6 protein-coding genes are annotated in these 23028 nt (G+C 39.3%); all 6 read right to left on the bottom strand.

What is annotated here, in order from left to right:
- Positions 1–300 precede the first annotated feature (300 nt).
- Positions 301–3075, bottom strand: a complete 2775-nt coding sequence (locus AC0L6O_RS06110; RefSeq protein ID WP_473307101.1) for an immunoglobulin domain-containing protein — start codon at positions 3073–3075, stop codon at positions 301–303.
- A 44-nt stretch (positions 3076–3119) separates the two neighbouring features.
- Positions 3120–6572 carry a beta strand repeat-containing protein gene (locus AC0L6O_RS06105; protein ID WP_473307099.1) on the bottom strand — a complete coding sequence of 1151 codons (3453 nt, stop codon included), beginning with the start codon at positions 6570–6572 and terminating at the stop codon, positions 3120–3122.
- Positions 6569–6898, bottom strand: coding sequence for a LytTR family transcriptional regulator DNA-binding domain-containing protein (locus tag AC0L6O_RS06100; RefSeq protein WP_473307097.1), 330 nt, complete (start codon positions 6896–6898; stop codon positions 6569–6571). Before AC0L6O_RS06100 ends, AC0L6O_RS06105 begins: the two co-directional genes overlap by 4 nt.
- A 115-nt stretch (positions 6899–7013) precedes the next feature.
- Entirely contained in the window at positions 7014–11045 is a 4032-nt protein-coding gene (locus AC0L6O_RS06095) for a hybrid sensor histidine kinase/response regulator transcription factor (protein ID WP_473307095.1), read from the bottom strand.
- A 59-nt stretch (positions 11046–11104) separates the two neighbouring features.
- On the bottom strand, positions 11105–13894 hold the full coding sequence (locus tag AC0L6O_RS06090) for an ATP-binding protein (protein ID WP_473307093.1): 2790 nt from the start codon (positions 13892–13894) through the stop codon (positions 11105–11107).
- A gap of 167 nt (positions 13895–14061) precedes the next feature.
- On the bottom strand, positions 14062–23028 hold the full coding sequence (locus tag AC0L6O_RS06085; protein WP_473307091.1) for a beta strand repeat-containing protein: 8967 nt from the start codon (positions 23026–23028) through the stop codon (positions 14062–14064).

The following is a 23028-nucleotide window of genomic DNA, read 5'->3' as shown; positions in this document are numbered from 1 at the left end:
GATAGCCGATACTAGACGGTGCTGTGTAAACGTCAAAATCACTCCTAGTTTTAACCTTAACATTTGTCTTAAAATTAAAAATACCTAAAAGTACCATAATACTTTTACTTTAAAATAAAAGTGTTCAATATTTTCGAAAAGCTAAATATTGAACCATCGTACTTTTCTCGTCACAAACCTCGCATTTTTATAACCATTCCATTAACTCATTTCGGACAATCTTTAACTCATTTCGAGCAAAAGCCCCTCAAAACTGAATTCCTGAGGGGCTTTTTAAAAAAACTGGCTATCATGTCAAAATTATGGACAAGCCACTAGGTCAGCTTTCCCAAGAAAAACGGAGCCATTTTCTACCTCAAAACCAGGAGCTAAATTGATGGCTTTGCCACTTTCATATACCACATTTGCGGGGTTAATAATTTTATTCGTGGCATTGATGTATTCTATGGCTTGTTTGGTGTCTGTCCCAGTAATATTATTGGTCAATGTTTGGTTCATGGGTATACCGCCAGAGCTTGGTAATACTGTTACTTCTGCAGTGGCTACTCTGTCGCTAATGCAAGAGCCATCTTCACAACTGGCGTAATATGCTGAGGTAGCACTAACGTTATAGACTAGACTTAGACCTGAACCTATGCTGCTTCCACCTGAGGCTTGAGTATACCATATAACAGTACCAGTTGAGCAATTTGCAGAAAGAGTAATGTCTGTATTGGCACATACTTGGGTATTGTTTACGGAAACGGAAGTTGGCAAGGTTACGGCTTGTCCTACGACCACCTCATCAGTGGCTATTCTACTGGAAACGCAACTGTAATTATTACTCACACACTCTGCATAATAAGTAATGGTACTGGTAGGCGTGTGATTAAAGGTGTTGCCTGTACCTAAAAAATTGCCACCACTAGCGGCATCATACCAATTGGTTACAGTTCCTCCTGCGTATGAAGTACAGTTAGCAGTAAGTGTTACCTCGGTATTATTTGATGCACATAGTGCGGTTTCGGAAACTGTAACAGATGGTGGGGCGAAGTAAAAATAGGAATCGGCAGACACCCTGCTGCTCGAGCAAGTTCCATTGGTACATGATGGGTAAATTCGATAATAACTAGAAGTTCCATGGGAAGGGGTAAAGGTATAGGAGTTTCCCGTACCAATCGGGTTACCACCAGAATAACTGTTATACCACTCCACGGTGCCTACAGCACAATTGGCAGTATAGGTAACTTCCTGCCCCGCACAAATATTACCAGGACTAGCATTGTCACCAGTAGGTCTCGCCAAGACCTTAACAGTTATTTCTTCTGCTTCGCTTAAACAACTTCCATTTTTACATTTCACAAAATATGTACTTGTGGTATTTGGGCTAACCTGGAAAGTAGCACCAGAACCTATCACTGTCATAGAATTATTATACCATTCGGCCGTAGTACTGTTTACACAAGAGGCCGATAGGTCAACATCCGTATTTGGACATATATCATTTTGGCTAGCAGCAACTCCCGTAGGATTGGTAGGAAGGCTTACGGTAATATCAGGTGTAGCTACTCTTTCTAAACTTACACATGTGCTACTGGTTTCGCAGGATGCATAATATTTTGAGGGATTATCTAAAGGTGTTACGATGAAATTGGTACCTGTACCAATACTACTTCCACCACCTGCTTCGTCATACCATGTGAGTGTTCCCTGTGCACAGGAGCCTGAAAGATTGACAGTTTGCCCACATGTAATGCTATAGCTGCTTGCTGCCACGCTAATAGCATTTGATGGCAAAGTAGATGCTCCTTGGAACTCATACGCTCCTATATCATTTTGCCCGTCTATAGGCCGGCTTTGGTTCGCAATATCTTTAGTTAGGCCAGCAGCTGCATTATTTAGCAATGGTGAACAAGAAATGGGTATGAGCCCATCATCACTTGTAAAGTACTTACCATCTGCTCCAGCTATATTTCCTGCATTGGAAAACTGAGGGGCTAAATCTAAATTATTCCCTCCATCAGTTCCAAAACCGCCGTTCCAATCAGAACTTCCTCCTGAACCTTGTATTGAAGAATTAGATACAGTCAAACTATGAGCTGAATTGTTAATCACAGCATTGTTAGCCTCTACCTCTTTCCATAAAATTGAGTTCTTGATTTGAACAGTTCCACCCTGAATTATAAAGAAATTTGAATATTGACCAGGAGAATTATTAAATGCTGAGATATGATTATAGATGATACTATTACCATCCGGCATATTGCTGGAAATATACAAAACTGAACTGTTAGTACTGTTTGATGCAAAGACGCTGTTAGTAACTTCAGTTGGCCCTCTATGTAGGTATAAAACTCCATTGTAAGCATAGTTTCCTACCCAAATCAAATTTTCTATAGTGGTAGTCCATCCACCAGAAGTGTTCTGATTATTCTGATATAAAACACCGCTATATCCACTATTTCCGCTAATTACGCAGTTTCTAATTTGCGGAGCAGCTCCAGAACAGTACAAAGCCGCACCTCTAAAAGAGCTAAATCCATAACCACCGGCATATTGTGTTGTGTATCCTATAGAAGCAGTATTCTTCCCACCTGTAATTATAAACCCATCAAACTCAGTGGTTTCTCCTGTTCCTGGAAATACAAATACGTGATACGCATTATCACCTTGTATATCGGTATGACTCTCATTGATAAAGTTACCATCTGTATTGGTGTCATTGTTGTCAATATCACCTGAGAGAATGGTTTTATTTGTTGCGAAATCTCTTTGTGTGAGTACAGTTTCTGTCCCTACAAACCCACCGTAAAGCCTCACCCCGTCCTTCATATAAAAGAGTTTGTCTCTACTATCTGCAGGTGAGCTATCTCCTGAGCCATCCGCCAGAGGTTTATAAACACCTGCTGCCACCCAAACCTCATCTCCACTGCTAGAAGCATTTATCATGGCCTGCAAATCTGCAGAGGCATTTGCCCATGAAGAGCCATCACCAGATCCACTTGATGCAGGTTTTACATAACGTATGGTGGCAAAGCCCAAATGAGCTATTACACTAAATAAAACGGTCAATTTAACAAGTCGCATCGTTTTCATAATTATTGACAATTAATTTTCAAATTCTTAATTAATTAAAATCCTTAAGGGCAGGTAACTATATCTGCACGGGCAAGAAAAACAGAACCGTTTTGAGACTCAAAACCTGGGTTTAGATTCACTGCTTTACCACTATGATAAATAACATCTGCTGGTGACATAATCTTATTGGTAGCATTGATGTAATCATTTGCCAGTTTGATAGTGTCTGCGGAATAATCTGTGGTAAGCGTTACCGTATTTTCTAGGTCTGCAGCATTTGGAAGTATTTGAACTTCTTCCGTAGCCGTTCTTGGACCTTCACATGCTCCTGAATTACAAGCTGCATAATAAGTGGTATTTTCTGTTGGGTTTTGTGTAAACGAAACTCCTGTTCCTAATGCTGTGCCGTCTGTAGCCACATCATACCATGTCAATACTCCACTACCTTCGCAGCTTCCTGTCAAAGTAACCGTACTTCCAGAGCAAACATCAATAAAATCTACCATGACATTTGAAGTCACAGCTTCTAAACCACTGACACTTTGATATTCGTAAGCTCCTATGTCTGCAGTACCAAGTCTGGCATTGCCCAGTATATCTGTGCCAGGAATCCCTGACGAAGTACCTGCATTTATAGCCTGAGAGCAAGCAGTTAATGAAAAGCCATCATCCGCTGTAAACCAAGTGTCATCTGCTCCGTCGGCATCTGAATTGTCTAAAAACAAAGCTGGAACATTTATCCTATTCCCATTTACACCATTCACTAATCCACCAGCATTTGCACTTCCTACTAAGTTATTAGTGCTACCTGCCCCTAGGTCTGGCGAACTATGACTAATATCCTTATAGTTGTTCCCCGCAAAAATGCTATTAACTATAGTAATTTTGGCCGCCGAGCTACCTATATCGATACCCTTGGAAGTATTATTGGCAAATGTACAATTGGTCACACTAGAACCTGCCCCACCACCAAAACTCACTCCATTTTCACTATTATTTACAAAAAGGCAGTTGTTCAAGTTAATCACCACACTACCATTGTTTGTCTGTATTCCGGAGCCACCATTATTTGAAAATATAGTATTATTCGCTGTGGTAGAATCGCCATACATGGTCATAGCATTTCCATATTGGTTACCATTATTGTCGCTAACATTACAGTTATTAAGAACTATCACCTCGTCGTTTTGAATAGCATTCCCTTGTGGTGATTCATTGCCAGTGATATTGCAGTTATTAAGTGTTAGGTTTCCACCATTTTGAATTCCGCCTGCTTGGTCGGTTGTTTCACCGTTTGTGATATTCAAATTGTTTAAAACCGCCGTAACATTGTTTACGGTGAATATTCTAAACTTAGATGCCGAACCTCTGGTAATGGTCACTCCACTTCCACCATCAATAGTCATGTCTTTATTTATCAATAATGGTCCGGAAGTTAAGGATACTACACTTACACCACTAAACGTAATAGTATCACCTGCCGAAATACAATCCATGGCTGCTCTTAAAGAGCCAGCACCGGCATTGTTTCCATTGGTTACCACCACATTTTTTCCTTCATTAAGGCTTATTTCATTTGATGTCACTATGCCACTTCCGTTTGAAACTTTGCAGCGATACATATAACTATTAAGACCTGAAGAGTTTGAAATTGTCAGCGTAGCTTCATCCTCCCCACTGTAAGGAGAGCTATTTGGAACGTCAAGCCATCCGCCGCCATCATTCACTTGCCAAAGGTAAATCTCCACATCACTGGCCACTATGGTGGCACTACCAGAAGACGAAGGACAAACATTGATATCTTGAGGCTGACTAGAAATAACTGGTGTAGGAGGAGGAGGAGAGTTTAAAGTTGAAAAAGTAAGAATATCTGTAGCCACTCCGCAAGCATTTGACACACTTACGGTGTATGCCGTGGAAGGTGAAGTGGTAGTGGGAGTTCCAGAAATAATACCAGTAGAAGGATTAATAGAAATACCTGTTACTAAAGAAGGAGAAACTGTAAAGTTAGCACTAGGGCTACCACCACCAAGTACAGGATTAAGAGGCGAAATAGGGTCACCTACCAAATAATAATTTGAAACTCCAGCATACATTAAGGTCATTGGGGCATCTACTGTAAGAATCGCCTCATTTGACGTGGCACTGGCATTATCGGAGTTGTAAACTAAACATCTAAACTTGTAAGTATCAAGACCCGTTACATCGCTTATATCTAATGTCGCAGTGGTTTCTCCAGTATAAATGCCACCTGAGGGCACATCTGCCCATGAAGCACCGGAGTTAAACTGCCATTTGTACGCAACTGTATAAGGATCTGTAGTTACGGTGAATTGACCCGCCGCACCATCACAAAAAGCACTGTTAACTGGATGAATGGTAAAAGTAGGCAAAGGTTGAGCTTGAGAATATTCATAAGCCCCTATATCGGCAGTTCCGCTGTTATAAGGTCTTGTGTTTCCTAAAATATCAGTAGCTAAAACACCAGAATTGGTTCCACTATTTAAAGCAGGTGATAATGGATTCAATCTAAATCCGTCGTCAGTAGTTAGCCAAATATTGTCTACTCCATTTCCATCTGAGCTATTAAAAAAATCTGCTGAATGATTCACAATATTACCATTCACTCCATCTACTAGTCCACCTGAATTTGCACTTCCAATCAGATTATTGGTAGCACTACTACCTAAATTAGGTGTTCCTATATCAATATCTTTTGAACCATTTTCTGTGAAAATATTATTAACTAAGATTACACTTGCAGCAAAGTTGCCAAGGTCAATTCCATCGCTATTATTTTTAGCAAATGTTGAATTATAGATATTTGCAGACCCAATGGTAATAATTCTTAAACCATACCCAGGTCTAGTACCACTAGATGAGCTATTTCCACTTATTATACAATTATTCAAAGTCAAATTACCGCCGTTGGCTTCTATTCCAAAACCTCCATTATCTGAAAAAACACAATTGGTGGCAGTGGTAGACGTACCACCCGCAATTAATCCACCGTCATAAGTATTATTGATAATAAGACAGTTATTAAGAATCAAAACTTCATCATTTTGAATGCCGGCTCCCTGAGCTGAGTAATTGCCAGATACGGTACAGTTTTCTAATGTTAGTATAACATCATTTTGAATACCACCGGCCTGACCATCGTTACGGCCATTGGTAATATTCAGATTTTCCAAGAAAACTTCATTTGAGGCCGCTCCATTAAATTGGAAAATGCGGAATTTGACACTTGTAGACCGAGTAATAGTAACTTTTCCAGCACCACCATCAATAGTCAAGCTTTTGTCTACCGTAAGCTGTCCTGAGGTGAGAGAAACGGTAGTCACTCCTGAAAATTCTATAATATCTCCATTGCTAGCATCGGCAATGGCTTGCCTAAGCGTTCCTGCACCGGAATCACCACCACTTGTAACAGTTATAGTAGCGGCAAAAAGGCTTTGACCTAAAAAGGTCATTGTTAAAAAATACAGTATCGGGTAAAGGTTACTTTTTTTCATATCTCTATAGGGCTAATTGAGTTTAAAAACGAAGAGGTTCTTCTTCTAGAAGTTTTAAATAAGTCACCATTGAAAATCTCGATATTGACCGTATCGTTTTCTTCCCAGAAATTGGTAATACAGGCAATGTTTATAACTTGCTGGCGATTAATTCTAACAAAGGATTTGGGGTTCAAATCCTTCTGTACGTAGCAAAGGCTTTTGGCTGCAACTACCTTATTTGGCAGTGAGGTCTGATGAATTATTGTGTAGTTACTATCGCTCTCTAGATAAACAATTTGTTCCGATTCAATAGTTTTCTTTCCTGGTAATACAAGTGTTTCCATGATGTAGCTAATGGGTTAATAATTGATGTGTAAATATCAATTATAGCTAATCATTCCATTAACGCATTTCGGACAATCTTTAGCTCATTTCGAGCAAAACCAAGTTATTTTAAGCTTAAACGTACTCTGAGGGCAAACATCCGTACTCTTGCTGAAATATTTTGGAAAAATAAGAAAGGCTTTCATAACCAACCTCAAATGCAATTTCAGAGACAGACTTTTCACCTTCTTTTAGGAGAAGCTCCGCTTTTTCAAGCCTAAATTTTCGGAGATATTCATTAGGCGAATAAGAACTTATACTTTTCAATTTCCTTCTTAATTGAGTGTCGCTCATTTCTAAATATTGGGCAATAGACCCAACATTCATACTAGAATCTGTGTAGTATTTTTCTAAGAAGGCATTCACCTTATCTATGAATTCTTTTTCCAAGATATTGACCTCCAATTTATCATCATTCTTAACGGTCAAAACATCTCCTCTAAAAATTCCACGAAGGGCTTTCCTATTTTCTATACAGCTTTTGATAGCACTGCTTAGCTCATCAGTATCAAAGGGTTTTGTCATGTAAAGATCTATCCCAATTTCTAAGCTCTCTAACCTACTTTCTTTAGAGGCCTTAGCCGTAAGCATTATAATAGGTACATGACTTGAAGCCGCATTAGCTCTAATTTTTCTACTAAACTCAAAACCATCCATAATGGGCATCATCAAATCACAGACGATGAGGTCTGGAACTTCTTGATTTGCTTTTTCTATACCCTCTGCCCCATTAAAAGCCTGAATGATATTATACTTATCTTCAAAAAGAATTTTCAAGTATTCCTGCATGTCAGGATTATCTTCTACTAGCAGTAGTAGTTCTTTCTCATCGTTTCTTACCACTGCTTCGGTTTCCTCCTCTCTGAAATTTGGCTGTATTGGTTCTTCAAGAACCTCTTCTGAAATATGCTTGCTCCATGTTTCAGCATCCACCGGAATAGAAACCAGAAAAGAGGTTCCCTCCTTTTCCTTACTTTTTACATCTATCGTTCCTTTCAGAGCAGAAACCAGTTCTTTTACCAAAGAAAGTCCAACACCTGTACCTTCTAAATTGTTTTGATGTACTTGAAAAAATTGGTCATAAATAAACGGTAAATCTTCTTTTGATATACCTACACCAGTATCTGCAACGCTAAGTTTAAGCAACTCTGGTTTCTCTTGATACACTATTTTGACTTTTACTTTCCCCCCTTTAGAATTATACTTTATGGCGTTAGAAATGAGGTTATCAATAATCTTGTCAAGTTTGTCTTTGTCAAAAAAGGCATAAAATTCATCAAAGTTTTGCTGAAATTCCATTTTTATCCCGTAAGAAGCAGCTAAAGACTCAAAAGAAAATACATGAAGTCTAAAGTACTTTGCTAAATCATCTCTTATGATGTTAAAATTGACCTTTCCGGCTTCTAGTTTCTGAACGTCTAATATTTGATACATTAGCTGCCTCAGCCTTTTCACATTTGGTTTTATAAGTTTAAAAAGCCCTTCTTCAGGATATTTCTTATTCAACTCATTAATTGGACCTTCTATAAGTGTCAATGGAGTTTTTAGCTCATGCGACACATTGGTGAAAAAATTGGACTTCAGCTCATCTAATTCGGTCAGCCTCACCTTCTCTTTGGCATTATAAAACACCTCTTGCTCCAGCCTAATTTGTTTACGCTGACCTTTTAAAAAAAGATAAATGAGAAAGGCTGTTATTAAAATATAGACCAAAATACTCATCCAATTCCAATACCAAGGTGAGCTTATTTTAAAGTTTAAAACAAGCGGTTTTTGTCCTTCGCCAAAATCTAAGGATGAGCTTGTTAACTCAAAACTATACTTCCCTGGCGGAAGCATGGTATAATTGACAGTTCCGCCTGCCCCCATTTCTACCCAAGTATCACTTGCTCCTAAAAGCCTATATTTCAACCTATTTACACCTTTGTTTAAATCTGTAAATTCTAAACCAATATTATTTTGGTCATGGGCTAGCTTTATAAAAGGTGTGTACTCAATAGATTCGGATAAAAGACCCGTTTCATCAAAAGGGCGTATACTTTTATTATTGATTTTGAGATCTACAAATTTTAGGTTTATCTCACTTTTTGCCTTATTTAAAACACTAGGTTCTAATACACTTACCCCCCTTATTCCTCCAAAAACAAACTCGCCATGCTTCCCCTTAAAAAAGGAACCCATGTTAAACTCGTCAGAAATTAAGCCATCTTTGGCATTAAAAAGTTTTGATTGTTTCAATTCTAAATCATAAACTACCACACCTAAATTTGAGCTTAACCATACCCTTTTTTTAGACTCCGGAATAATACCAGCCACGTTATTAGAAGGCAAACCGTCTTTAGTACTTATACTCTCAAAAACATCCGTTTTCTTGTTAAGTTTGAGCATTCCGTTACTATGCGTCCCTATCAATAGAAAGTTTTCAGGGTCTGCCGGAAAATCAACGGCACAGGTAGTAAAATCACTTGGAATGCTTGCGATATTATCTGGGTCATTATTATACCCAATAAATGAATAAGCCGCTGACTTGGGGATTACTTTCAGTAAACCAGACTCCCCAGAAACCCAAATATTACGAGACACATCTTCATAAATATGTAATGCACCTCTAGAGCCAAAAATAAAGTTCTGCGAAAAATTAAAATAATTAAAGTGTTCGGTAGCTGGATTAAAGCGAACAAGCTCATTGCTAAAACCCACAAAAACCAAATTGCCATTAAAATCTTCTAAAAACCTAATATATGGAATACCAGCAGCTCTTTTAAAGTCATATACCTTGAGACTTTTGAAATTTTCATCTAAATGTTCTAGATAAATATTAGGACTTACCTTTTGGTTTCTTATCAACTTCCAATACGTACCATCTCTGGCTTCTATCAATGCTCCTTGGGCTATCTCTGGCTCTATCTCAGAAACATCTAGCCCACTCCTATCACTTTTAAAAAGTCTGTTAAAATCCCAAGAATATAGATTCCCTTTAGAATCAAGATAGACTTGCCAAGAAGACCACCGCTCTAGGTAATTACTGGCTCGTTTTCTTTTATGCTTTATTTTTACAATTCCATAACCATTTGTGGCTAACCAAAAATTACCTTGACTGTCTTTTTTTATTAATTTAATTCTCGCGTTTTCAGATACTTCTGCTTGAAAGTTAACTGGCTCAAAAATATTGTGAATATTATTGAGACTTGTTTTAAAAATATCATTGTTTTTTATGCCCCATACATCGCCAGAGGCATCCATACTTATAATATAGCCTTCTTTAAAGTTAAATTCATCAATTATCTCAACCTTGCCATTCGTTATTTTAAAAACGTTTTTATTGGTCAAAAAAAGTTTCTCCTCCCCTTTTTTAAAAAGGCAGGTTAATAAATAATTTCTACTATCATAAGTGCTATTATCAGGAATATCTATGTAGGAAACTGTATTTTCTTTGATATCAATATCAATGTAATAGCCATTTGACAAGGCCATTATTTTGTCTTCGCTATCTTTTGAAAAAGAAAAAATACTATTGTCTTCGCCCCTTACAGACTCTATTGAAATTATATTCAGCTCATTACTTATGTCTGGTTTTAGTCCAGCTAAGCTTTCGTTCATCCGAGCTGAAGTTTCAATTTTCAGGATTTGACCTTCAGAACTTCCAAACCAAATATTACCATTAACATCTTCATAAATTGCATTTATTAAATTATTCGGTAAGTCACTTGAGACTCCTTGGTCTAGATTTGAATAATAAAACCGCTGTGTTTTAGGCTCAAAAACAACCAACTTCTTTTCCCCTGTCCCAATCCATATTCTCCCTTTACGGTCTTGTAACAAGGCTGTAATTTGATTTGTAGCTATACTGAAAGGGTCATCTTTGCTATGAAGAAAAGTTTTGAAACTGGTGCCATCATATCTATTTAAACCGTACTTAGTAGCCACCCAAATGAAACCTTCATTATCTTCTAAGATATCAAAGGCCATCCCCTGCGAAAGCCCCTCGGATACAGAAATATTCTCAAAAGAACCAGACTGTGCAAACAGTAAATTGGCACAAAATAAATTTAGGAGAGCACACTTCCAGCCAAACTTATAAGCCTTGATAACTTTTTCAAAAATCATTTACCATTTTTTAATAACAATCAATGCACTAACTACCTTTTACTAAACTCTTATTTTTTTCAAAACCCTTCTGATGCCTCACTAGAGGAAACAAACTCCGAAGGTAAGCATCCATATTCTTGATGAAAGATTTTGGAGAAATATGAGAGGTTTTCAAAACCAACCTCAAAAGCGGCTTCTGATACCGATTTTCGTTGAACTTTCAATAAATTTTCGGCCTTTTGCAGTCTAAACTTCCGAAGGTATTCATTTGGTGAATAAGAACTTACCACTTTAAGCTTACGTCTTAATTGCGTATCACTCATACCCAATGAATTTGCAATATCGCTAACTTTTAAAGCTGAATCTTTGTAATTATCATCCAAAAACTGTTTCAAAGACTTATAAAAAGTGAGCTCTATTTCACCTACTTTATCATCATTGCTTTCTGTTTCAAAATCACCTTGGGTGAAAAGAACCCTTAAATTCTGTCTACTTTTTAAACCACTTTTAATAGCTCCTTTTAATTCGTCGGCATCAAAAGGTTTTGTCAAACACCTGTCTATTCCTATTTCAAAGCTTTCTAGCCTACTCTCTTTTGAAGACTTGGCCGTGAGCATAATAATAGGTACATGACTTGAAGCTACCTTGGCTCTAATTTTCCTACTAAATTCAAAACCATCCATTACAGGCATCATCAAATCACAAAGTATTAAATCTGGTACCTCTTCATTTGCTTTTTCTACACCCTCTAAGCCGTTAAACGCCTGAATAACTCTGTAATCACTTTCTAGTATACTTTTAATATACTCTTGCATATCAGCATTATCTTCTACCAGTAAAATCAGCTCTTTATCTCCTTCTTCGGTATGCACTACAGGCTCTTCATAAACCTCACCCTTAGGTTCTCCCTTGGCTATTACATTTTCATTTTCTATCTCCTCTTCATAATCTGGCCAAGTAGATTCATCGGCCGGTAAGGTCACCTTAAAGGTGGTTCCTTTTTCCAGTTCACTTTCTACTTCAATAGTCCCTTTTAACAAACTCACTAATTCTTTCACCAAAGCCAAACCTACTCCTGAACCTTGGTAATTAGCATTACTAACTTGGTAAAATCTATCAAAAATATAAGGTAAATCTTTTTCTGAAATACCAAAGCCCGTATCAGACACAGAAATCTCAAATGCTTTTGGTTTATCTCTAAAGACCACATCAACATTTACTTGCCCACTACTACTGGTATATTTGATGGCATTAGAAAGCAAATTATCTACAATCTTATTTAGCTTGTCTTCATCAAAACGTGCCTCAAAGTTTTGTTTATTTTGGTTAATAGTTAATTTAATTGCCTTCGAATCTGTCAATGACTCAAAAGATAAAACATGCCTGTTCAGGTGCTTCGCCAAATCGCTTTTTATAATATGAGGCGTTTGTTTGCCTGCTTCCAACTTCTGAATATCCAAAATCTGATTAATAAGCTGCTGCAGCCTATTAATATTTGGACGTATCATTTTAAGAAGTTTTTCGTTTGGGTATGATTTCTTTAGCTCTTCTATAGGGCCAGAAATCAAGGTCAATGGCGTCTTTAACTCATGAGAAATGTTAGTAAAAAAGCTAGTTTTTAAATCATCTAACTCTCTTAACCGCTCCGACTGAAACTCTTTATTTTTAAGCTCCTGCGTAACCAAAATATTCTTCATCTGAGAATCTCTAAATATTCTGCCTAAAAAGAATATAAAGATGAATATCTCAGCCGCAAACAGAAAGAAAGCAATACTTGAAACCAAGGGAATTTGGACTTGAAACAGAATCCTAGCATTCATAAGGATGTAACTAACTAAACCCATTAAAAAAGGAATGGCATAATACTTCTGAATAGGAAGCCTTTTCAAAACCGAATAAGCAAAAACAATGACAATAAATAAACCAGAAAAGACAGAAACTCCCACGCCCATTTTAAGAAATTCCCAACTATAATTTATCTGGACAAGAACATTAACACCTATGGTAAGAATTAGGAAAAAGTATAAAGCTTTCTTAAACCAAGATGGAAGCCCAAAAAATGGTAAAACTGCCAATGAAAAAATTATTGTTCCTATAGGCGTACCCGTGTAAAAGAGAAAATTTAACTTCTGAGCTACTAAAGGACTTTCTACAAAAGTGGGTGTCAAGGCATTAATTAAACCCCAATACCCCAAAGTTTTAATTAAAATCAAAAGCGAATAGGCTCTAAAAGGGATATCTTTTATTACAAAAAGACCAAGTGTTAAAACCAAAAGAAGCCTAAAAATGAGAAGTCCGTTTACAAAGGCACGCTGACCAAAAAGACCCATAATGACCTTGGATTTTGCAGCACTAGGGCCAACAGAAAAAAGCCCTGTTAAAGCTCTCTGTGATTCTAATTTAAGATACACCGTGGTGCTATCTCTAAGTTTAAAATCAAAAAATGGTTCTTGTCCTTTAAAAAACTTATTTCTAGAACTCAAAAGGTCCCACTTCAAACTGGGTATATATTTCCCATCCTCTAAACTATATTCATATAATTCAAGATTCTCAGTAAGCTCGTTTGTAAACCAAATAGTCCAATCATCAGAAACCTCCTCCCCTTTAACAAAGTCCATTTTAAACCAAAACACATGGTCTGAAAAAGGCAGAATCAAATTATTATTACCCGTATTTTGAACAAACTCTTCATCAATCACTTCCTCCAAAGACATTTCTCCAGTTCTGTCTTCAAAGACCATTACACTGGAAGAAACATTTTTATTTGACTTTATTTCTTTGGTAAGCAAAATAGGCTGAGCACTCAGAGGAGTACCAAATAATAGAAATATTACTGATAGTATACTTTTCTTGAACAAGCCTGACATTTAAATTACTTATGGGTTTCCAAATATATTGAATATTGATTTATTACCCATCAAAAATTGTACCTCCTAAACTATCACAAGCACAAACAACCTTATAGTAAACACCTTACCATAAAAAAAAGCCACCCTATGGTAGGGTAGCTTTAAAAAATTTACGCAAAAAAACATCAATCTGCACATACATTTTCAATTTTTGCACTGAAAACGGTACCTGATTCTGCTTTAAAACCGGGCTCTAATAGGACTGCATTTCCTGCTTTGTATATCACATTGGAGTTACCCTCTATCTTGTTCTGAGCAGTGATACTTTGGGTAGCTTGTTCTGTTCGCGTTCCGCTCAAAATGTCATTCGTTGGTGACAATAAGCTAACGCTTGATGAGGTAATTGACAAACTAGCTGAAGCTGCTGATGACACCATTGGTGAAGACGAACGAACTACTACTTTGTAGTTATTTCCACTTGGCAAATTATTCGGAATACTACAAACAATATTAGATGGGTCTGAAGAACTGCCTATCAATGTTTGGCTGCCAAAGTTTCCGTTTTCATCTGAAAGGTATGCTTGGTACATATTACCTACATTGAAGTTAAACACGCCAGATTCTGTAGAAGAAACCGTTAAACTAGTTCCTGCACAAATAACATTGGTAGAAAGTGTTGGAGCCGTGATTGCTCTATCGCCACGAACTACTGAAAAATGTAATTCGTCCGGACCTACTATCACATTTCCTTGAGAATTGTCTTGATCAAAACCTCTACCAATGAACGTGTAATAATTAGCTTCAAATACTTCTCCTGTTGCTACGCCATTAGTCTCATATAAAGAGAATGGGAGTTCATTATCAATATAAAAATGATTATTTCCTGTTCCTGAAATATGAATTCTAGCACTTTCTATCACTGGTAATTCGCAGTTCGGCACTGCCAATATGGTCATTGGCCTGTTTGATTCCTGAACTTCCATTTGCTCTACTAGTGGTGAGAATACCTCTGGTTCTGCTCCATCTGTATAAGCTAAATAATATGACATGCCTGGCGTACTACAAGAAATTACCACATTTGTAGTGGCTGTGCCTGTACATGAGCCGTTATTTACTGTCACCGTATAAACTCCAGCCTTGGCAGAAGTAGCGTTTGAGATACTTGGATTTACTGTATTACTACTAAAACCATTTGGACCAGTCCATGAATAGCTCGGACCTCCAGTTGCCATTAAGTTGATACTCTCCCCTTCTTCATAAGGGCCATCATTTGATGCTGTAACTATAAGGTTATTATTGAAAACAACTTCCGTAGTAGCTGTAGTACTACAACCGTTTTCTCCCGTAACAGTTACGGTATAGGTTCCTGCTGCTGTCATTGTAGCTTCTGCATTGGTCCCTAAGCCATTTGACCAGCTGTAACTTGTTCCGCCTAAAGCTGTTCTTGTAACAGATGCTATTGAACAGTTTAAGCTATCGGTTCCTGTTATGCTTGCTGTTGGAACTGTGGCATCTTGACTGACAACTGTCGTTGCAGAATTAGAACAACCATTTGCTGCTGTTACCGTTACTGTATAAGTACCTGGGCTTGTTATGTTAGCCGTAACATAACTTCCTAGTCCGTTCGACCAAGAATAAGTACCTGAACCTACAACTGTTCTTGTCACAGATGTGGTGTTACAGCTTAGGTTTTCGGAACCTGTAATGCTCAAACTTGGTACTAAATCATCTATCGTTACTTCGGTAGTCGCTGAATTGGTGCAGCCATTTGCCGCAGTTATGGTTACGGTGTATACTCCTGCCACATCAAGGGTGGTTTCAGCTGTTTCATCACCATTGGACCATAAATAAGTACCTGTTCCTACGGCGGTTCTTGTCACACTTGTGGTGGTGCAACTTAGGTTTTCCGCTCCTGTAATCACAGGACTAGGTAAAGCGTTTATGGTTACACTAACATTTGAACTGTTTGAACAAGCACCTGCTGTAGTATAAGTTACTGAGTAAGTGCCTGGCGTGCTTGCTGATACATCTATTACTCCTGTTCCTAAATTAATACTTAATCCTGCGGTGCTGCTGAATGTTCCACCTGATACACCTGTAATCGTTGGCGTTGGGTCAGCTGCATCTACACAATACGCCGCACTGCCGTAACTGAAACTGGCATCGTCTAGTGCAGTAATGCTTACACTTGCCGTTGAACTGTTTGAACAAGCTCCTCCTGTGCTATATGTTACCGTATATGTGCCAGGAGTACTTGCTGATACGTCTATTACTCCTGTTCCTGAATTGATGCTTAATCCTGCCGTGCTACTGAATGTACCGCCTGATACGCCTGTAATTGTTGGGCTTGGATCAGATGCATTTACACAATACGAGGATGCTGCATAATTAAAGCCACCATCGTCTAGTGCCGTAATGCTTACACTTACTGTTAAAATATTTGAACACGTTCCTCCCGTGGTATATGTTACGGTATAAGCTCCCGGCGTACTTGCTGATACATCTATTGCTCCTGTTCCTGAATTGATGCTTAATCCTGCTGTGCTACTGAATGTACCGCCTGATACGCCTGTAATTGTTGGGCTTGGGTCGGATGCACTTACACAATAAGAGGCAGATGCATAATTAAAGCCAGCATCGTCTAGTGCCGTAATGCTTACACTTGCTGCTGAGTTATTTGAGCATGTTCCTCCCGTGGTATACGTTATGGTATAAGTCCCTGGAGTACTTGCGGATACATCTATTGCTCCTGTTCCTGAATTGATGCTTAATCCTGCCGTGCTACTGAATGTACCGCCTGATACCCCTGTAATCGTTGGGCTTGGGTCGGATGCACTCACACAATAAGAGGCCGATGCATAATTAAAGCCGGCATCATCTAAGGCCGTAATGCTTACACTTACTGTTGAAGTATTTGAACATGTTCCACCCGTAGTATATGTTACGGTATAAGTTCCTGGAGTACTTGCGGATACATCTATTGCTCCTGTTCCTGAATTGATGCTTAATCCTGCCGTGCTACTGAATGTACCGCCTGATACCCCTGTAATCGTTGGGCTTGGGTCGGATGCACTCACACAATACGAGGCCGATGCATAATTAAAGCCGGCATCATCTAAGGCCGTAATGCTTACACTTACTGCTGAGTTATTTGAGCATGTTCCTCCCGTGGTATATGTTATGGTATAAGTCCCTGGAGTACTTGCGGATACATCTATTGCTCCTGTTCCTGAATTGATGCTTAATCCTGCCGTGCTACTGAATGTACCGCCTGATACGCCTGTAATTGTTGGGCTTGGGTCGGATGCACTTACACAATAAGAGGCAGATGCATAATTAAAGCCAGCATCGTCTAGTGCCGTAATGCTTACACTTGCTGCTGAGTTATTTGAGCATGTTCCTCCCGTGGTATACGTTATGGTATAAGTCCCTGGAGTACTTGCTGAGACATCTATTGCTCCTGTTCCTGAATTGATGCTTAATCCTGCCGTGCTACTGAATGTACCGCCTGATACCCCTGTAATCGTTGGGCTTGGGTCGGATGCACTCACACAATAAGAGGCAGATGCATAATTAAAGCCAGCATCATCTAGTGCCGTAATGCTTACACTTGCTGCTGAGTTATTTGAACAAGTTCCACCCGTGGTATACGTTACGGTATAAGTTCCTGGCGTGCTTGCTGAGACATCTATTGCTCCTGTTCCTGAATTGATGCTTAATCCTGCCGTGCTACTGAATGTACCGCCTGATACCCCTGTAATCGTTGGGCTTGGGTCGGATGCACTCACACAATAAGAGGCAGATGCATAATTAAAGCCAGCATCATCTAGTGCCGTAATGCTTACACTTGCTGCTGAGTTATTTGAACAAGTTCCACCCGTGGTATACGTTACGGTATAAGTTCCTGGCGTGCTTGCTGAGACATCTATTGCTCCTGTTCCTGAATTGATGCTTAATCCTGCCGTGCTACTGAATGTACCACCTGACACCCCTGTAATCGTTGGCGTTGGGTCAGCTGCACTCACACAATAAGAGGATGCTGCATAATTAAAGCCGGCATCATCTAAGGCCGAAATGCTTACACTTACTGCTGAATTATTTGAGCATGTTCCTCCCGTGGTATATGTTATGGTATAAGCTCCTGGAGTGCTTGCTGAGACATCTATTGCTCCTGTTCCTGAATTAATGCTTAATCCTGCGGTGCTGCTAAATGTTCCTCCTGATACGCCTGTAATAGTTGGCGTTGGGTCTGTTGCACTTACACAATACGCCGCACTGCCGTAACTGAAACTGGCATCGTCTAGTGCCGTTATGCTTACACTTGCCGTTGAGTTATTTGAACAAGTTCCTCCTGTGCTATATGTTACCGTATATGTGCCTGCTGTACTTGCTGATACATCTATTACTCCTGTTCCTGAATTAATGCTTAATCCTGCGGTGCTACTAAATGTTCCTCCTGATACACCTGTAATCGTTGGTGTTGGGTCAGAAGCACTCACACAGTAAGAGGCACTGCCGTAACCGAAACTGGCATCATCCAATGCGGTTATTGTTACACTTACATCCGAATCATTTGAACAAGAACCAGCAGTTGTATAAGTAACTGTATAAGTCCCCGGTGTACTAGCTGATACATCTATTACTCCTGTTCCTGAATTAATGCTTAATCCTGCCGTGCTGCTGATTGTACCTCCCGATACGCCTGTAATTGTTGGTGTTGGGTCTGATGCACTTACACAATACGAAGCTGAACCGTATGAGAATGAGGCATCATCGACAGCGTTTATTGTTACGCTTACACTTAAACTATTTGGACAGCTTCCTGCAGTTGTATACGTAACTGAATAAGTGCTTATCGTACTGGCTGATACATCTATCTGACCTGTTGAGGCATTGATACTTAAACCTCCTGTACTACCGAATGTACCGCCTGATACGCCTGTAATCGTTGGGCTTGGGTCGGATGCACTCACACAATACGAGGCAGATGCATAATTAAAGCCGGCATCATCTAAGGCCGAAATGCTTACACTTACTGCTGAATTATTTGAGCATGTTCCTCCCGTGGTATATGTTATGGTATAAGTCCCTGGAGTACTTGCGGATACATCTATTGCTCCTGTTCCTGAATTGATGCTTAATCCTGCTGTGCTACTGAATGTACCGCCTGATACGCCTGTAATTGTTGGGCTTGGGTCGGATGCACTTACACAATAAGAGGCAGATGCATAATTAAAGCCAGCATCGTCTAGTGCCGTAATGCTTACACTTGCTGCTGAGTTATTTGAGCATGTTCCTCCCGTGGTATATGTTATGGTATAAGTCCCTGGAGTACTTGCGGATACATCTATTGCTCCTGTTCCTGAATTGATGCTTAATCCTGCTGTGCTACTGAATGTACCGCCTGATACGCCTGTAATTGTTGGGCTTGGGTCAGATGCACTCACACAATAAGAAGCAGATGCATAATTAAAGCCAGCATCATCTAGTGCCGTAATGCTTACACTTACTGTTGAAGTATTTGAGCATGTTCCTCCTGTCGTATAGGTTACGCTATAAGCTCCTGGAGTGCTTGCTGAGACATCTATTGCTCCTGTTCCTGAATTAATGCTTAATCCTGCTGTGCTACTGAATGTACCACCTGACACCCCTGTAATCGTTGGGCTTGGGTCGGATGCACTCACACAATACGAGGCAGATGCATAATTAAAGCCAGCATCGTCTAAGGCGTTTATTGTTACACTAACATTTGAACTGTTTGAACAAGCACCTGCTGTGGTATACGTAACTGAATAAATGCCTGGAGTACTTGCTGAGACATCTATTGCTCCTGTTCCTGAATTGATGCTTAATCCTGCCGTGCTACTGAATGTACCACCTGACACCCCTGTAATCGTTGGGCTTGGGTCGGATGCATTTACACAATAAGATGCTGAACCGTATGAGAAAGAAGCATCATCTAAAGCGTTGATAGTTATCGCAGTAGTAGCGTTAACTGAGGGGCAATCACCTGATGCAGCAATTGTATAAGTAACCGTATAAGTACCTGCAGAACTGCTAGAAGGAGTTATTTGACCAGAACTACTATTCAATGTCAAACCAGTGGGAGACGAAGTAAACGTCCCACCAGAAGTACCTGTCAGACTCACAGCCACAGGCGAAGCCGAACTACAATACGGTGAACCGGAATAAGAAATTGAAGCCGAATTGTCACATCCCGTTCCACTAATATCAAAAGTATAAGGATTCTCATCTAAGTCATTATTGGCTATACTAACAGTGGCTTCTCTTAAGCCAACTGCTGTTGGGTCAAAAGTGATTTGGAAAGTAGTACTTCCGCTAGCCGCTACTGGTGAAGTTGGTTGCTGCGTAACTGTAAAGTCTACGGCGTTTGCTCCGGTAATAGTAACTTTATTGGGTGTTCCGGTTAAGCTTAAGGCACCCGTTCCGGTATTTTCAATGGTAAATGTTTTAACTATAGTCCCTGAACTTACACTTTGAGTTCCAAAATCAGTATCATCTGCTAATTCTGGTGAAGTATCACCATCGGCAATATTTTGACCCTTTCCGGTAAGGTTTATTTCGGGTGAGGCTGCTTTGACAAAAGTAAATGGGACGAAATAAGTACATCCACCTCCATTCGGTGTTATTTTGGCATAAAGTGTTTGCGAGCCAGAAGGCAATGAACCCGATGGAGTGAACGTGTTGGGTGCAGAGAATGTACCCGCTGAAGTTACTGAATCTGCTATGAAAATTCCATCAATGGTTCCATTAAAAGTGCCGCCGTACGTGAAAATAGGTGTTGGGTCGTCATTGACAATAATTGAAGAGTTGCTGGCATTGGCGATAGCATTACCTGAACTCGAACCATATTTTATAATTCCACTGTTATCAAAATTGCCCGAATTATTGATGTTATTGGAAATTAGAATTAATCCTGCATTGGTAGTCGTACCAGGATTAACATATTCGCTTCCAGTACCAGTAACTATTATTTCGCCACATTGATTATTTGTAATGATTGAGCCAACCGTAGTAACTATTCCTAAAGAACCCGAGCTATTTATAGTTCCATTATTTGTCACAAATAAGTTGCCAGTCGTAACAATGGTCAAGCTTTCTAAAGCACTATTTATTACGCCTGTGCTTTCATTAACTATTGTAAGATTACCAACTGTATAAATACGCCTTGAAGGTTCAACATCTATAATTCCAGTATTAGTGATACTAGTAGTTCCAGAAAATCTAAGTGTGTTAATACCAAAATCGATTCTTCCGTTATTGATAATTGACCCATCGTTAATATAGTTAATTGTACTCCCAGACAATTCCAATAAACCTCCATTTGCTACCGTTAGAACTGCACCATCATTCAACTCTATCTGATTTAAATTAGCCGTACCACTAATAACTGGTTGATTGGTTTGTAATCCTATAACTGCCAAATTTGAATTATCAGGCACCCATGCCGGATTCCAGTTACAGGGATTGTTCCAATCGGTACTCAAAGCACCAGTCCAAGTGATACTATAACCAGGACTAGAAGCCAAAGAAACACAATCTCCATATCCTTGAATATCAAATGTATAAGGGTTTTCATCTACATCATCATTGGCAATGCTTACGGTGGCTTCTCTTAAGCCAACTGCTGTTGGGTCAAAAGTGACTTGGAAAGTAGTACTTCCGCTAGCTGAAACTGGCGAAGTGGGTAGTACACTAACAGTAAAATCACTAGCATGAGAGCCTGAAACATCAACGATTGGACTCCCATCTAAAGTTAAACTTCCTGTCCCTGTGTTTTCAATGGTGAAGGTGTTAGTGTTAGATTCTCCAGTTATTGCTAGAGTTCCAAAATCTGTAGAATCGGTTGTTGATGGGCTGTTGGCACCATCCGCTATATCTTGACCGTTTCCTTTTAGGTTTATTTCGGGTTCTGAAGCGGCGGCTGTAAAATTTCTATGAACAATACCATAACCATCATTATCTTGAGAAGACACCGTATTCCTTCCTCCAGATTGCCAAACCGCACTCAATTTCCCCGTTCCCTTTTGCCAAGCAATGGCTGAAAACTGTTGAAAAAGGTCTGTGGTGCTGTTTAATTGTGTTTCTCCACCTGCTTTTGCTCCTGCTGCGTTATAATGTTGAGCATATACTCCTTCAAAAGAACCGTCTTGTCCATAGCTATTCCATGAAATTGCAGAAAACCCAGTGCTATCTGCACTTATCTGCGGATCTTTTTGAGCACCAGTAGTCGTAGTATTCACCAGTACTTCAGCCCCTCCTACCGTGGCAAAGGAATCATCAAAAGTCCTTTTATAAATACCTTCTTGGCTTCCGTCTTGACCATAACTTTCCCATGTTACAGTCACCACTTCGTCACCACCTACTGCTACCGAAGGTGCTATTTGATTATTCGTTTTATAATTATTAATCTCAACTTCGGCAATATTGGACGTACTAGGAAAGGTATAAACTCCTCCTCTTATGTCTATATCTCCGGCACCTCTCAACTCCTGCCAAACGAAATAATATTTATCATCATTTTTAGTACCAAAAGCCACATCAGGCTTCTGTTTTAAATTAATATTGCTAGCTGGACTTATTTTGAAAGCTGAACCAACTAATGTATTATTTTCACCCGTTCTGGCGTAAATTCCATCAGAACCTTCCCAAACAATGACGAACTTACCATCTGGTTTACTACTAATGCTCGGAAATTTTTCATACTCTGCAGAAGAAGACACTGGGGTGTCATTTAAGGTACGAGTGCCTGACTTATCAAACTTGGTTACATATACATCCCAGGTTGCGTTATAAACCATCCATGTGACTACAAAGCTACTATCTTCAAAAATGGCGACTTTGGGGAACCGTTGGTCTCCGAAAGCATTAGATTTAAACAAAGTATCCGCTATAATCACAGCTCCGTTAGCATCTATTAGTTTAGCATAAACGCCGTAACCGTCGCCAGCTTGACTGTAACTTTCCCAAACTATAGCCTGCACGCCTGTAGCATTTACTGCAATGTCAGGATTTTGCTGATTATTTGCAGTTTCGTTATTGATTACTAATTCGCTACTGCCTGGGGTCAACTGGGCGGTTGATAGCAGATAGCCTAATATAAAAAACGTACTCAGTATTATTTTTTTCAT

Source organism: Arcticibacterium sp. GJ41-1, from assembly GCF_055808875.1.
This window is presented reverse-complemented; position numbering and strand designations above follow the sequence as displayed.

Coding starts and splice junctions, on each gene's coding strand:
- AC0L6O_RS06110 (WP_473307101.1), bottom strand. CDS start 3,075: ATGAAAACGATGCGACTTGTTAAATTGACCGTTTTATTTAGTGTAATA.
- AC0L6O_RS06105 (WP_473307099.1), bottom strand. CDS start 6,572: ATGAAAAAAAGTAACCTTTACCCGATACTGTATTTTTTAACAATGACC.
- AC0L6O_RS06100 (WP_473307097.1), bottom strand. CDS start 6,898: ATGGAAACACTTGTATTACCAGGAAAGAAAACTATTGAATCGGAACAA.
- AC0L6O_RS06095 (WP_473307095.1), bottom strand. CDS start 11,045: ATGATTTTTGAAAAAGTTATCAAGGCTTATAAGTTTGGCTGGAAGTGT.
- AC0L6O_RS06090 (WP_473307093.1), bottom strand. CDS start 13,894: ATGTCAGGCTTGTTCAAGAAAAGTATACTATCAGTAATATTTCTATTA.
- AC0L6O_RS06085 (WP_473307091.1), bottom strand. CDS start 23,028: ATGAAAAAAATAATACTGAGTACGTTTTTTATATTAGGCTATCTGCTA.